General features: G+C 53.5%; 11 protein-coding genes. 1 reads left to right on the forward strand and 10 read right to left on the reverse strand.

Features of this window, described 5'->3' with window-relative positions; translation table 11 throughout:
• Positions 1 to 237 precede the first annotated feature (237 nt).
• The 5 genes from NSU01_RS23200 to NSU01_RS23220 form a co-directional block, all read right to left on the reverse strand.
• Positions 238 to 1764, reverse strand: coding sequence for a PucR family transcriptional regulator (locus NSU01_RS23200; RefSeq protein WP_076243386.1), 1527 nt, complete (start codon positions 1762 to 1764; stop codon positions 238 to 240).
• A gap of 1577 nt (positions 1765 to 3341) precedes the next feature.
• On the reverse strand, positions 3342 to 3995 hold the full coding sequence (locus tag NSU01_RS23205; protein ID WP_042138690.1) for an aspartate/glutamate racemase family protein: 654 nt from the start codon (positions 3993 to 3995) through the stop codon (positions 3342 to 3344).
• Between the two features lie 111 nt (positions 3996 to 4106).
• Complete coding sequence (locus tag NSU01_RS23210) at positions 4107 to 5051, reverse strand: aminopeptidase (protein WP_076245554.1); 945 nt, start codon at positions 5049 to 5051, stop codon at positions 4107 to 4109.
• A 16-nt stretch (positions 5052 to 5067) separates the two neighbouring features.
• Positions 5068 to 5739 carry an AroM family protein gene (locus NSU01_RS23215; protein ID WP_042138692.1) on the reverse strand — a complete coding sequence of 224 codons (672 nt, stop codon included), beginning with the start codon at positions 5737 to 5739 and terminating at the stop codon, positions 5068 to 5070.
• A 110-nt stretch (positions 5740 to 5849) separates the two neighbouring features.
• A complete protein-coding gene (locus NSU01_RS23220; protein WP_042138693.1) occupies positions 5850 to 6800 on the reverse strand; it encodes a DUF1177 domain-containing protein in 951 nt (316 codons plus the stop codon).
• A gap of 295 nt (positions 6801 to 7095) precedes the next feature.
• Between NSU01_RS23220 and NSU01_RS23225 the strand changes: the two genes are divergently transcribed.
• The gene (locus NSU01_RS23225; RefSeq protein WP_083705615.1) at positions 7096 to 8148 is read left to right on the forward strand and encodes a serine hydrolase; all 1053 of its coding nucleotides are present in this window, start codon (positions 7096 to 7098) and stop codon (positions 8146 to 8148) included.
• Positions 8149 to 8514: 366 nt separating this feature from the next.
• Here the strand turns inward: NSU01_RS23225 and NSU01_RS23230 are convergent, their stop codons facing one another.
• From NSU01_RS23230 to xerD, 5 genes are all read right to left on the reverse strand, one after another.
• On the reverse strand, positions 8515 to 9846 hold the full coding sequence (locus NSU01_RS23230) for a pyrimidine-nucleoside phosphorylase (protein ID WP_076245557.1): 1332 nt from the start codon (positions 9844 to 9846) through the stop codon (positions 8515 to 8517).
• Positions 9846 to 10709: a purine-nucleoside phosphorylase gene (locus NSU01_RS23235; protein WP_042138696.1), complete on the reverse strand. Its 864-nt coding sequence runs from the start codon at positions 10707 to 10709 to the stop codon at positions 9846 to 9848. Before NSU01_RS23235 ends, NSU01_RS23230 begins: the two co-directional genes overlap by 1 nt.
• Before the next feature lie 51 nt (positions 10710 to 10760).
• On the reverse strand, positions 10761 to 11585 hold the full coding sequence (locus NSU01_RS23240; protein ID WP_076245560.1) for a purine-nucleoside phosphorylase: 825 nt from the start codon (positions 11583 to 11585) through the stop codon (positions 10761 to 10763).
• Between the two features lie 243 nt (positions 11586 to 11828).
• Positions 11829 to 13007: a phosphopentomutase gene (gene deoB / locus NSU01_RS23245; protein WP_076245562.1), complete on the reverse strand. Its 1179-nt coding sequence runs from the start codon at positions 13005 to 13007 to the stop codon at positions 11829 to 11831.
• A gap of 199 nt (positions 13008 to 13206) precedes the next feature.
• Positions 13207 to 14100, reverse strand: a complete 894-nt coding sequence (xerD, locus tag NSU01_RS23250; protein WP_042138699.1) for a site-specific tyrosine recombinase XerD — start codon at positions 14098 to 14100, stop codon at positions 13207 to 13209.
• Positions 14101 to 14148 lie beyond the last annotated feature (48 nt).

The following is a 14148-nucleotide window of genomic DNA, read 5'->3' on the forward strand; positions in this document are numbered from 1 at the left end:
GGCTTCTGTGCCATCCATGCTGTGACATTCTTGTTGACGGAAACGCGTTTCCCATGTCAGGTACTGTGCGGTTTCTTTGTCCTCTTTAGTAGTTGTGCTAATTCTACATAGAATTTGACCACCACTCTACGTCCCGTTCAGCTAAAAAAAAGCACAACCGTTTGTCGATTGTGCACTATCAACACCTCTATATGTAATCTTTCCTAACATACAATTCCATAAAAGTTCCAGTCCCGCCTATTTTTCCTGCAGGTAGTAGTAAATCAGGCACAAATGGCACACGAACTGCTCGCGCGGATCGTTCAAATCGAAGCCGGTAATATCGCGGATCCGCTCCAGCCGGTATTTGACCGAGTTGCGATGAATGTACAGGCTGTTCGCCGTCTCAATCAGGCTGCCCCGGCACTCCAGATAATGATAGAACGTCAGCATCATATTACTGTCATGCTCCTGGTCGTATTGCAGCAGCTTGCCCAGCTTACGCCCGAACAGCCGCTCGAAGCCCGGACCGCCAAGGCCCTCCAGCAAGTGGTATACTTCCATCTCTTCATAGCGGGTGACACCGCCTGTACCTTGTCCGAGCCTTCTGGAGATAGACAAGGCTTTGCGCGCTTCATTGTAGCTGGTGTGGATGTCCCACAAGTATTCCGAGGTGCCAATTCCGCTTCTGTAGCTGCTGAGGCCTTCGCTTTTGTCCTTCAGCCAGCCCTCCAGCGTCTTCTGCCAGGGCTCCTGTGCATCTCCGCCCGGCGTGAATTTACGGCCCTCCTGCGTGGGCAGGAACAGCACAGCCCGGCTGGAACGGTACTCTACGTGGGGTGTAACTCCGCGTTTCTTCGCTTCCCGCTCCAAGAGCCGGTTCACCGTTTCCTCACTCGGCGCTGTCTCCCCTTCGATTACAGCAACCTCCCACTTATGCTCGGGATTCATCCCGAGCTGGCGTGCCCGCCGCTCCACCTCATGCCGCGAAGGCAGCGGCGGAGTCAGCAGCTCATCGATGAAGTTGCCGCGCAGCCGGAACTCGGTATCCTCGGCAACCTTGCGGCGCATCAGCTCCAGGGCAAAGACAAGCCGGGCCTGCTCGATGCCTACTTCCTCCATATCGTCCAGCTGCTCCTTGTCCACCAGCAGTCTGGCGACGGTCCGCCGGTCCACATGAATATTCCAGTTCAGCGGCGCCTCTCTCTGTGACCAATCGAAATCAGCCGGCGAAGACACGATAGTCTTCCGGTCGGTGTCAACAAGGGCAACCGGCGCTTTCAGAAAATCAGCGACATTATCGCTGACCGCCTGAATGCCGCTGTTCTCCAGCACCATCGTTGTCAGCGTGCGGTAGACCTCCTCCGCACGGCGCAGCAGCATCGCCTGGCGTCCGAGCAGCAGCTCCATCACCGGCTGGGTGATATCCGTATACGGAATCTCCGGCGGGATCTCCACAATCGGCAGACCGCAGGCATTGCTGGCCTCGATCGCCCCTTGGGGGATTTCCTTCAGGAAGCGGGCCGGCTTAATCGCCAGCGCCGCTGCACCCAGATTGTCGAGCGTATAGATCAGCTCCGTCAGCAGCGAAGGATCATGGCGGATGGAATACGCCGTAGTCAGCAGCATGACGCCTTCACTGATCCAGCCCTTCAGATCCGGAACCTCCATAATATCTACGAACCGGACCACCCGGTCCAGCCCCTGCTGGCCGCTAATAACCTTCGCTTTCCCAAGAACAGAGAGCTCCATCAGCTCCCTTAGAGTAATTCCTCGTGTATTCAACATTCTGCCTCCCTCTACTATCTTCAGTATTTCATGATTTTTCCTGAAATATGCCACTTGTACGTACCCGTATGCACCCGTAGCCACTCGTATGCCATTAGCTTACATTCGCATTCCCGATAGTTTATCAGACATTCCCGCCCAGCCACAGGAAAAATATATAAAATTGAAGATATTTTTTCGGATTTATACGTAAGTGTGGGAGGGAAAACACTGGTTAACAAGCTGATCCGGTGACTGTGAATAGGACGCGAGTAGTACGCAAATAGGACACAACATGTCCTTATTGAACAAAGTAACTTATCTGACGGCTACGCCGGCCTGTATGAGGGGTACGCGTGAAGCTGGTAAGGAATGGCCGCTATTAGACGGGTGGGGCATTAGTGCTTCTCGTTCCGTGCTGGAGGCCACTTCTGGTGAAATGAGAGGGAGGTATACCTTGATTTGGTGCTGCTGGCGATATCAGAGGGATTCGTACCTTTGATTTGGTGCTAACGGGCTCCTTCGGACGGAATCAGGGGCACTTTTGCCCCTCATTTCCACTTTTAGCCTCCTCAGGCTGAAATCAAGGGCACTTTTGCCCCTCGTTACCACTTCTAGCCTCCCTCGGCTGAAATCAAGGGCACTTTTGCCTCTCATTTCAACTTCTTACCTTCGGGGCGGAAACAAAGGGATATATACTTTTAATTTAGTGCTGTGAGCCACTTTCGGCGGAAACAGAGGGATTTATACCTTTAATTTGGTGCTATCAGCCACTTTCGATGGATTTAGAGGGATTTATACCTTTAATTTGGTGCTGTGAGCCACTTTCGATGGATTTAGAGGGATTTATACCTTTAATTTGGTGCTGTGAGCCACTTTCGGCGGAAACAGAGGGATTTATACCTTTAATTTTTCTGCTGTGAGCCACGTTTAGCGGAATCAGAGGGATTTATACCTTTACTTTCCTGCTGTGAGCCACTTAAAATGTTTGCTACTATACTTTCTGTCTGGTGCCCGACCAACTGTCCATTTCAGTATGTACTTAAATCTGCACACTCTCCTGCTTCTCATCTCTTCACCTTTCCACTCACCTCCACCTCCATACTCTTCATTTCCCACTCCCCATACTCAATTCTCAATTTCCACTTCTCAATTTTCACTTCTCATCCCCTCACTTTCTCATTTCCTACTTCCTTACTCCCTCACTCCCTCACTCCCTTCCTCCCTTCCTCCCTTCCTCCCTTCCTCCCTTCCTCCCTTCCTCCCTCACTCCCTTCCTCCCTTCCTCCCTTCCTTACTTCCCCCACTTCCCATTCCCCCCCTGTATCTCTCACTTCTCCATCCCAACTCCTCCTTCCTTATTTCCCACACCCACCTCCCCCGTACCTCTCACGTCTCCCCACCTCCCCAACTTCCCGCTCCACATACTCATACGCACTCCCCACAGCAGCTCAGAAACACCCTGCAGTAGCAGCCAGCCAGCCAAATCAGCTACACAAAAAAACGTTCCCCGGACCTACATCCGGAAGAACGCTTAACTATATTTCCTGAATTACTATACTTCGTACTTCCAAGAGCAGATTTGCACAGCGCAATCAGCGCCGCACACCCCCAGGCAAGGAAGCAGACGCAGCGGCCGCTGCTCCAAGCGCGAGAATCGGATCAAACGCACGGATGCCGAGCTGTTCTTCCAGCTCCGCCGCCAGCCCGATGGTGGCAAACCCGGTGCAGGCGAGGACTATGGCCTCCGCACCGCGCTCCACCAGCCGGGCTGCTCCGGCAAGTGCGCCTGCCCGTCCGGCAGGTGTACCCAAATCAAGTGTGGTCGTTACCCCATCTGGCCGGTCCATGCCGAGGTAAGCATCGCCTAGAATGCTGCGGATCAGCGGCGGCACCTCGGTCAGAATCGTCAGCACGCCGATCTTATCGCTGTATGCAAGCGACATATGGGCTGCACACGAGCCTGCACCCAGCACCGGTACGTTCACTGCCATCCTGGCTTCCAGCAGCGCCGGATCTGCGGCACAGCTGATGCCGATGGCCGTACAGCCCTGCTGCTCCAGTTCCCGGGCCAGGCTGATAATCTTCGGCACTGACTCCGCTTCGGTCTCGTCATTGTATACGCCCTGAGGCTGATCCGGAATGCAGCGGCTGATTACCGGCAGGCCATACCGGTGTTCAATCAATTCTCCGTGCAAATGAATTGCAGACTCCTCTTGCAGTGTAATTACACGTATAATTCCAAGCATCCTTGTCTCCCCCTGGTCAGCCATTGTTGGGCGTTCTGAATATCCTCACCATATACTTTTGCTTCATCCCGTACCGCGATAACCCTGACAACAACACAGCAGCCGCGCAGCCTAGAGCAGTTCTCCTGCACGCATAATCAGCTTATCATCAATATACACATCCGGTTTCATAACTACAGCATCAATATGAACGCCAGCCGCTACAACCCCGCCGAACGTATTATTGCTGCCAAAAGCGACATGGATGGTCCCGTAGACCTTCTCATCCTCCAGCACCACACCTGTAATTCTGGCCTTGTTGTTTGTACCAATGCCGAACTCGCCCAGAAGCCTGCCGTCACCGGCACCAAGCATATCCAGCAGCCTGTCACCGCTCTCGCCTTCTGCACTAATTAATCGGCCCTGCTCCACTGTCAGCACCATCGGGCTGTTCAGCGCGCCAATACCTGCAATCGAACCGTCCACCTTAATCTGGCCGGCGGCTGTACCTTCCATCGGCGCAATATAAGCCTCGCCCGAAGGAAGGTTACCCGATTCTCCCGGATTCAGATATAATCCGGTGCTCAGCACGCCATCCCGGCCCTCAATCGAAAAGCTCAGATTCAGTCCATCCTTCTCCACACGAACCTGGCTTCCCTCAGACAGCAGCGCAGCTACCTGCTCCGTTAATGTCTTCACCTGCGCATAGTCCGCAGTGATCGCGCCATGGCTGAACATGTCATCTGTCATGCCCGGCATGGTCGCCACCCGTGTTCCCGCTGCGGCTGCCTGCTTGCGCGCCGCCGTATGTGTCATCGAATGTGTCGTAATGCATACTGCCACATCCGCTTTGGCCATAGCTTCGGCAATCGGAGCCGGCGGCTCCTCGCCGGATTTGCTCCGCGCCTGCATAATCAGTAGCATCGATTCCGCTCCGATCCGCTTCCCTGCTTCATAGACGGATTCGGCAAGCTCCCGCTTGTCGTCATCGGCCACTACAGCCAGCAATTCGCCGCTGCCAAGCCCCAGACAGTCCTTAAGAACATTCATGCTGATCAATATTCGTTGCTCACTCATTATCTTTTCCTCCCGGTTACACCATTTCTGCTACCAGCTTGCCCACGAGGGCATTGGACAGCACGGCAGGCACTCCTGCGGAGGCCGCCCACTGTCTATGCTGCTCCACATATCCCATACAGTCAAGCACAATCACGTCCGCCAAGTCTCGCAGACGCTCAGCTGCCGCTCGGAAATCCGCTTCCGTACCGGTATACGGAGAAGCAGCTGCAAACGGCAGCCGTGCTCCGGCTCCCGCGAATTTCTCATTCATGCTCTCTTCCTGCTCGGGCAGAGGACCTATCAGCCCCAGCCGGCGTCCGTCAAGCATCGCCATTACGACCGGAGGGATAATCCGGTCCGGTTCAATCAGATGGGCCTTGGCCGTATGAAGTCCCGGAAAAACACCGGTACAGGCCAGCAGAATCGTCTCAATTCCAGCAGCTTCCATAGCATCAACCTTCCCCTGCAGAACTGACTTTATCCGTTCACGGGAGATCACCGCAGCTGATCCGTCCGCCATGCGGGTAGTCAGCACATACTCTCCAGGACCAGGACTATAGAATTCGCGTACCTGATCAGCAGTGAACCCGTCAAGCACCCCGGACTGAACCAGTCCTGCCTTACCCTCCAGATACTTCTCAATAATCGGTGCAACATCGTTCCTGGGAGCTTGTCCGATCGTGATTAACCCTATATTTTTACTCATCTTGCTCCCTCCCGCTTCTCCATACGGATTGAAATCATGGCAACTCATGCCTGTATACATTGAGCAGGCGCTGAACCTTGCTCAGCGCCTGCCATTATTCCGTTCTATTCCTAGTGAGAGGTTACAGCCGGTTTACCCAGCGTCTGCAGCACTTTCATCGAACCGTACAGCTCGGTAATCTGTGCGAATTCAGCTTCGTTGTAGAAGGAGCATATGCCTTGAGTGAACTCTTTGGCTGTCTCAATGGCAAAACGCACCGCCTGGGCGATATCAATCTCATGGCTTGCCCCTGTACCGCAGCCGGGCACCATGGACTGGGCCGTAATCGCCAACCCTACAACAGGAGCCGAAGTCGCTACTGCCGGCTGCAGGATGGAATTGATATGATATAGTCCGTTACCGTAAGGAGTAATGTCCTGCGTAGTTACCGGAAAAGTTACCGGATACTGTCCTGTCGTCATTTCCTTAATGCGCAGCAGATCCTCACTGACCCGCAGAATGTACCCTTCTTTGACCGTAGGTGAGATTGCAATGCCTTTGTGATTCACCACACGGTTGCCCTTAGTCGTATCAATAGAAATAATCGCTTCCATCTCCGGCAATACCTCATGCTCATTCATCTGCAGGATATCCACCGGGGAATCCATGAAATCAACGGGTTCATGCGGCAGTGTCGGAGCATCCGGACAAATATGTGTCGTAACCAGGACGTCACCCTGCAGCACATCCCCTTTGGTCTGCATGTTTGCCAGTTTCAGTGCCGCTGCGATTGCCGCTACTGCGCCGTCTGCATCAGAGACAATGCCGATCCGGCTGGGGCGCGCCCCTATGCCGCCAAGTCTGCCGACAATTCCGAAGGTTGGCGCACTGCCGCCTCCAAGCTTGCCTTGACTGCCCGGAATGGTGATTTTGACGAATTCCGTACTGCCCTTTTCACCTTCCACTTTCTGAACCTCAACCTTAACCGCAGGATATGCTGCGAATAACTGCCTGACCTGCTCACCATTAACATAAGCGCTGTCCAGTGCGTTCAAAACTGTAATCGTCTGATGAAGTGCCATTATAATTCCTCCCCGGATGCATGCTCATGATTGTGATGTTTGAATTCATACTATCTTAAAATTCGAAACATCCACAATGTACCGCCCTGCCAAAACTAAGTTGTTTTTCTTGTCCTTTGCACATAAACCTTACGCGCAAGGTACACTCTAAGGCCTTTAAGCAGCATCCGGCATCCATTTAACCCCTAAATTCCCCGCTCCATATCATACAGGAATATAAATAAAGGTTAATTATTCCATATTGGCGAATTACAAGAAGGTTACGCATCATCAAATTATGGAAGAGGGTGAATACATGAAGCTGGAACAGACAGAGCATCAAAAAGAGCTCCAACAAACCATCGATCAGGAGATTCTGCTCTCCGGATTTTCGGGGACGGTACTGGTTATGCAACACGATCAGACCCTCGCAGCGGCTGCTTGCGGACAAGCCAACGTAGCGGAGGAACGGATCAATCAGCTTAACACCCGCTTCGGGATTGCTTCCGGCAGCAAACTGTTCACAGCAGTAGCTATCTGCCAGCTGGCCGAGCAGAGGAAGCTTTCTTTTGACGGCAAGGTGCTGGAGGTCTTACATGAGCAGAAGTTCCCCTTGTTCAGCCCGGAGATCACGGTTCATCAGCTGCTGACGCATAGCTCGGGCATTCCGGATTATTTCGATGAGGAGGTTATGGACGATTTCGCAGCACTATGGGAGGACATACCGATGTATACGCTCAGGCGACCGGGTGATTTCTTGCCACTATTTGCATCGCTGCCGATGAAATTCACTCCCGGCGATCGTTTCCACTATAACAATGCGGGTTATATCATGCTTGGCCTGATTGTCGAAGCGGTCAGCGGAATGAATTTCACGGATTATGTGGAGCAGCATATTTTCCGGCCTTGCGGGATGAAGGCTTCCGGTTACTTCGCCCTGGATGCCCTCCCTGCCAATACAGCTCTCGGTTATATCGACAGTGAGACCGGAGAGAATATCAGCAACATCTACTCCATTCCGGTAGTGGGCGGCGGCGACGGAGGTGCTTTTGTCACGGCAGCGGATATGCAGAAGCTGTGGACATGCCTGCTCGGGCACAAGCTGCTGCAGCCTGAGACGACTGCCCTGCTGCTCACACCGCATATTCATGAGGATGAGGATGAGGATACTTACTATGGCTATGGAGTATGGATTACGATCCGAAACGGCGGGGTGTTAAAATACCATCTCATGGGCTCCGATCCCGGGGTCTCCTTTCGCTCAGCAGTTTATCCGGCAAGCGGTGTAACCTTCACCGCTCTCTGCAACCGCAGTAGGGGGGCTTACCGGATGATGCAGGTGGCTGAGAAGAACCTGCTGCTGGATTAGCTGCGCGCTCAAGCAGGAGCCCCGTTCTTCCACGGGTTACGGGTTACGGGTTACAGGTTACGGGTTACGGGTTACGGGTTACGGAATAAGTGGATTCCGTACACTTATTTTCATCGTGTGGACCGCATACCAAAAAATAAGTGGATAAACGTCACCTAAATTTGCTGATTCCGCCGCCAAGTCAGTAAATCGGAAAATTAAATGTACTTTTTCCAACTAAAACCCAAATATCAGCGATTCAAGGATAATTAAATGCCCTTTTTCCACTTGTCTTACGGGGGCGGTCCTGAACAATCCAAAAAAGCCGTACAATCAGCGAATTGCTGATGTACGGCTTTTGAATTGTTTGAGTAACCGGCACCCGCTTTAGTACCGAGTTACGCCATCCTTAGTCACCAGCGCAAATACCAGCGGCTGCGGCGGAACCGGCTGAGCGGAAATGCGGTAAGCTTCCAGCACCTTGGCTTCGGCTTCCTGCACTTTGCTCTCACTGGCATCATTCACATGCAGCACAGCAAGCGTATCGCCTGCGGCTACGGCATCGCCAACCTTAATCGCCAGCTGAATGCCAACGGCCAGGTCGATGACGGATTCCTTCGTTTCGCGTCCGGCGCCGAGCAGCATCGCCGCTACGCCGATCTCTTCAGCCTGAATGCTCTCCACATACCCTGCGGCTTCTGCCTTCACTTCGATGAACTTGCGCGCTGCCGGCAAAGTATCCGGCGACTCAATCTGCGCGGCATCGCCGCCTTGGGCAGATACCATCTGCTTGAACTTGTCCAGCGCACTGCCGTCTTCAATATGGGACAGCAGAATGGAGCGCGCTTCTTGTTCGTCCTTCGCCTTGCCGCCGAGCACCAGCATCTGGCTGCCCAGAATGAGGCAGACCTCCTGCAGATCCTTCGGCCCGTGGCCGTTCAGGGTCTCAATGCCTTCTTTGATCTCCAGCGCATTGCCAATGCCGAAGCCGAGCGGCTGGTCCATGTCGCTGATCACAGCGACCGTGTTGCGGCCAAGATGTGTGCCGATATCCACCATCGCCTGTGCGAGTGCAATGGAATCATCCAGCGTCTTCATGAACGCGCCGCTGCCGGTCTTCACATCAAGGACGATGGCATCCGCACCTGCGGCGATCTTCTTGCTCATTACGGAGCTGGCAATCAGCGGAATGGATTCCACGGTCGCAGTCACGTCACGCAGTGCGTACAATTTCTTGTCCGCAGGCGTAATGTTGCCGGACTGGCCGATGACAGCTGCGCCGATCTCCCCTACCTGGGTGAAAAAGCGCTCCCGGTCCATCTCCACGGAGAATCCGGTGATCGACTCCAGCTTGTCGAGCGTACCGCCGGTGTGGCCGAGGCCGCGTCCGGACATTTTGGCCACCGGAACTCCGGCTGCAGCTACAAGCGGGGCAAGAACAACCGTCGTTTTGTCGCCAACACCGCCGGTAGAATGCTTGTCCACCTTGATACCTGCAATCGGACTGAGATCCACCTGGTCACCGGACATCGCCATTTCCAGGGTCAGATCGCCGGTTTCCCGTGCGTTCATTCCCCGGAAATAGACAGCCATCGCCCAGGCGGAAATCTGGTAATCAGGAATTTCACCTTTGCTGTAGCCTTGAATCAGGTAAGCTATTTCTTCACGGCTGAGCTCGCCGCCGTCTCGTTTTTTCTGGATAAGGTCAACTGCACGCATTATACCTGTACCTCACGGACAAAGGAGCGCACAAGGCCGATAAATTTCGGTTTGGTCAGGTTAGCTACTTTTACCACCTGCTCATGAGTAAGCGGCTCCAGCTCGTCCCCGATCGCCATATCGGTGATACAGGTAATGCCGAGCACACGCAGCTTGCTGTGGCTGGCTACGATCACTTCGGGCACGGTGGACATTCCAACGGCATCGCCGCCGAGGTAGGCCAGCATTTTGAGTTCAGCCGGAGTTTCATAGGTAGGTCCGCTGATGCCGGCATATACGCCTTCCTGCAGCACAAGTGCTTCACCATCGGCACCCTTAACTTCACCGGCCAGCTTCTTCGCCAACTCGATATATTCCGGGTCATACGCACGGGACATATCCGGGAAACGTACACCCAGCTCCGGATCATTCGGTCCGATCAGCGGGTTGTCGCCAGTCATGTTCAGGTGGTCGGTAATCAGCATGAGGTCACCGGCTTTGAACGCTCTGTTCATTCCGCCGCCTGCATTGGTAATCACGAGTGTGCCTACGCCAAGCTTAGCCATTACGTATACCGGCAGCACCACTTTGCGCATTTCATAACCTTCATAGTAGTGGAAACGGCCCTGCATGATAATAACATCCTTGCCTTCCAGCTTACCGATCACGAACCGTCCCGCATGACCTTCTACCGTGGAACGCGGGAAATGCGGAATTTCTTCATAAGGCAGATATACCGCATCTTCGATCTGGTCACCCAGATCCCCGAGGCCGGAGCCCAGAATAAGTCCGATAGCCGGTGTGTAAGAACCGAATTTGGATTGAATATATTCAGCAGCTTCTTTTACCTGAGTGCCGTATGGGACTGTTGATGGTGTTGTCATAGGTTGATCCTCCCGGATATGAATTGTCTTGTAAATAGCTTGAAGCAGGAACTACATCTTCGGAATAAAAGCCAGCACCAGCTTCAGGAATTGCTCGCGCACACGTTCCGCTGTCTCCATCACTTCTGCATGGTTCAGCGGCTGTTCCAGAATTCCGGCAGCCATGTTGGTGATGCAGGAAATACCAAGTACTTCAATCCCGGCATGACGGGCCACAATCGTCTCAGATACCGTGGACATCCCTACTGCATCTGCCCCTTGGCGGCGCAGCATAACGATCTCAGCAGGAGTCTCGTAGTTGGGTCCGAGCAGGCCGGCGTATACGCCTTCCTTGAACTCGAAGTTCAGCGCTGCTGCAGCTTCTTTGGCGGCTGCGATCAGGCGCGGGCTGTAAGCCGAAGACATATCCGGGAAACGTACGCCCAGCGCATTATCATTCGGTCCGGTCAGCGGATTGCGGCCTGTGAGGTTCAGATGGTCAGTAATCAGCATCAGATCACCCGGTGTGAAATCGGTGTTGACCCCGCCGGCAGCGTTAGTTACCAGCAGGCTGGTTACGCCCAGCTCTTTCATAACACGTACAGGGAAGGCAGTAGTCTCCGGTCCGTAGCCTTCGTACATGTGAAAGCGGCCTTTCATCATTACGACGCGGCGGCCTTCAATCATGCCGATCAGCAGTTCACCTTCATGTCCTTCAACAGTGGACACCGGGAAATGCGGGATTTCATTATAAGGAATGACTACTTCGTCTGTAATCAGATCGGCCAGAACGCCGAGGCCGGAGCCGAGGATCAGCCCGATTTCGGGTGCGACGGTACATTTGTCTTTGATATATACTGCTGCTTCTTGAATATTGCTTTGGGTAACTGCGGTCATGGTTGGTTCCTCCTTGAGGTGGGTGGGATGAACTTTAGTCATCGACGTAAAGCTGAGCCGTCACTACGGTGATATTTGGACTTCCGGCCGCTGTTGTCTACAGATTTCTTCAATTATGACCCGCTTAGCGGTTGAAATCCGTAGACAAAGGCGGTCGCTATCGCTCCTACAGTTCCAAATTTCCCCTTCGATTCTTCTCACTTTTAGTTATATCCTTCAGTTCATCTTGATTTATTATTTAAATTAAATTAATTCAGACAAAAAGCTCGTCCCGTACTGCGGTGCCTTCGCTCCGAAATTATCAGCGATGGTAGCAGCAACGTCAGAGAAGGTCTGGCGGATGCCCAGGCTGCCCGGAGTCTTGAATCGCGGGCTGTAGATCAGGAGCGGCACATATTCGCGGGTATGATCCGTTCCGGCATGGATCGGGTCATTGCCGTGGTCTGCAGAGATGATCAGCAGATCATCTTCATCCAGGGTGGAGAGCAGCTCAGGCAGCGCCTGATCGAATACCTCCAGCGCCCGGCCGTAGCCTTCCGGATCACGGCGGTGGCCGTACAGGGAATCGAAATCAACGAGATTAGTGAACAGGAATCCGTTGAACGGCTTGCGCAGCTCGTCAATGGTAATCTGGATGCCGTGCTCATTGCTCTTCGTCGGGTAAGAAGCTGTTACACCTTCGCCGGTGAAGATATCATTGATTTTACCTACCGCAATCACGTCTTTGCCGATGTCCTCCAGAGCGTTCATAACGGTCGGCTCCGGCGGCTTCACCGCGTAGTCATGACGGTTCGGGGTACGCACGAAATTCCCCGGCTCACCGACATAAGGACGGGCGATGACACGGCCGACGGAGAATTCGGGAGCCATCGTCAGCTCGCGGGCGATCCGGCAGGCGCTGTACAGCTCTTCCAGAGGAATGATATCTTCATGCGCGGCAAGCTGGAATACGCTGTCTGCCGAAGTATACACAATCCATGCGCCGGTCTTCATTTGCTCTTCGCCGTATTCTACGAGAATCTCCGTGCCGGAAGCCGGCTTGTTGCCAATCACCTTACGTCCGGTTGCCGCTTCGAACTTCTCAATCAGCTCTGCGGGGAATCCGTCAAAATAAGTATTAAATGGAACCTCAATCTTCAGGCCCATCAGCTCCCAGTGGCCGGTCATCGTATCCTTGCCTACTGAAACCTCCTGCATTTTGCCGTAATAGCCTGTCGGGGCAGCTACCGGTTCCAGCGGCGGCAGCGGAGCAATATTCGCAAGTCCCAGCTGCTGCAGATTCGGAAGCTTAAGACCCGGAACCCGCTCCAGAATATGGCCCAGCGTATGGGAGCCTGTATCTCCAAAATTAGCGGCATCCGGCGCTTCACCGATACCTACACTATCCAGAACAATAAATCCGATGCGTTTAAATGAGGACATTGCCGTCTTCACTCCTTCGTAGTTTGCATAATCGTAAAGTCTGCTCAAAACAGGAAGAAACTCCGGGAGAACCTCTCCCGGGAGCTATCCTTTCAGTATGATTCCATCATAACTTTCTTACTCACAAAAAGCATCTTTTCGGGCCAATCCATCCCATCACCCGTTCTATCCACGGTTACACCATACCTCTGAATAAAGACTATTTTGCCCGGGGATGGTGATTCTCATAGACTTCCTTCATATTCTTGCGGGCGATTCCGCTATAAATCTGAGTGGTCGAAATATCGGAATGGCCCAGCATCTGCTGCACGGAGCGCAGATCTGCCCCGCCTTCCAGCAGATGAGCGGCGAAGGAATGCCGCAGGGTATGCGGTGTGATGTCCTGCTGGATGTGGGCTTCACGCGCATGTTTCTTGATAATTTTCCAAAAGCCCTGACGGGTCAGCCTCCCGCCCAGACTGTTCAGGAACAGCGCAGGCTCCTCCAGATTCACCCGGAGCAGCTTGTCCCGCATACCGGAGACATAACGGGCCACACAGTCCGCAGCAATCGTACCAATCGGCACCACTCTTTCCTTGCCGGAGGCCCCGCTGCAGCGTGCGAACTTCAGCCCGGTATTCACGTCCTCCACATTCAGCGAGATTAGCTCTGTAACACGGATACCCGTAGCATAGAGCAGCTCAAGCATCGCCTTATCGCGCATCCCCTGGGGAGCAGATTCATCAGGGACGGCCAGCAGGCGTTCAATTTCTTCAATACTAAGAATCATCGGCGGTTTCTTGCTCGGTTTAATCGTTTCCATATCCAGTGTCGGGTCTTGCCCGATCAGCCGTTCTTTCAGCAAAAAATGAAAATAGGCGCGCAGCGATACCGTATTCCGGTTGACTGTTGCCGTTGCCTTGCCCGCTCCGCGCAGAGCGCCGAGGTAGAGCATAATATGTGATCTTCTGATTTCTTCCATCGCAGCCGTGCCGCGCTCTTCGGTAAACTCCAGAAACTGCGAAATATCCCGTCCATAGGATTCCAGCGTACTAGGAGACAATCCTTTGTCCCCGGACAAATACTGCATAAACGGCTGCAAGTGTGACTTCATCTATTCACGCTCCTGTCATACTCAGGCTGCTTCATGCCGCTCTGCAGC

Origin of the sequence: Paenibacillus sp. FSL H8-0259 (genome assembly GCF_037963255.1) — a bacterium.
Lineage (GTDB): Bacteria > Bacillota > Bacilli > Paenibacillales > Paenibacillaceae > Paenibacillus_AQ > Paenibacillus_AQ phytohabitans.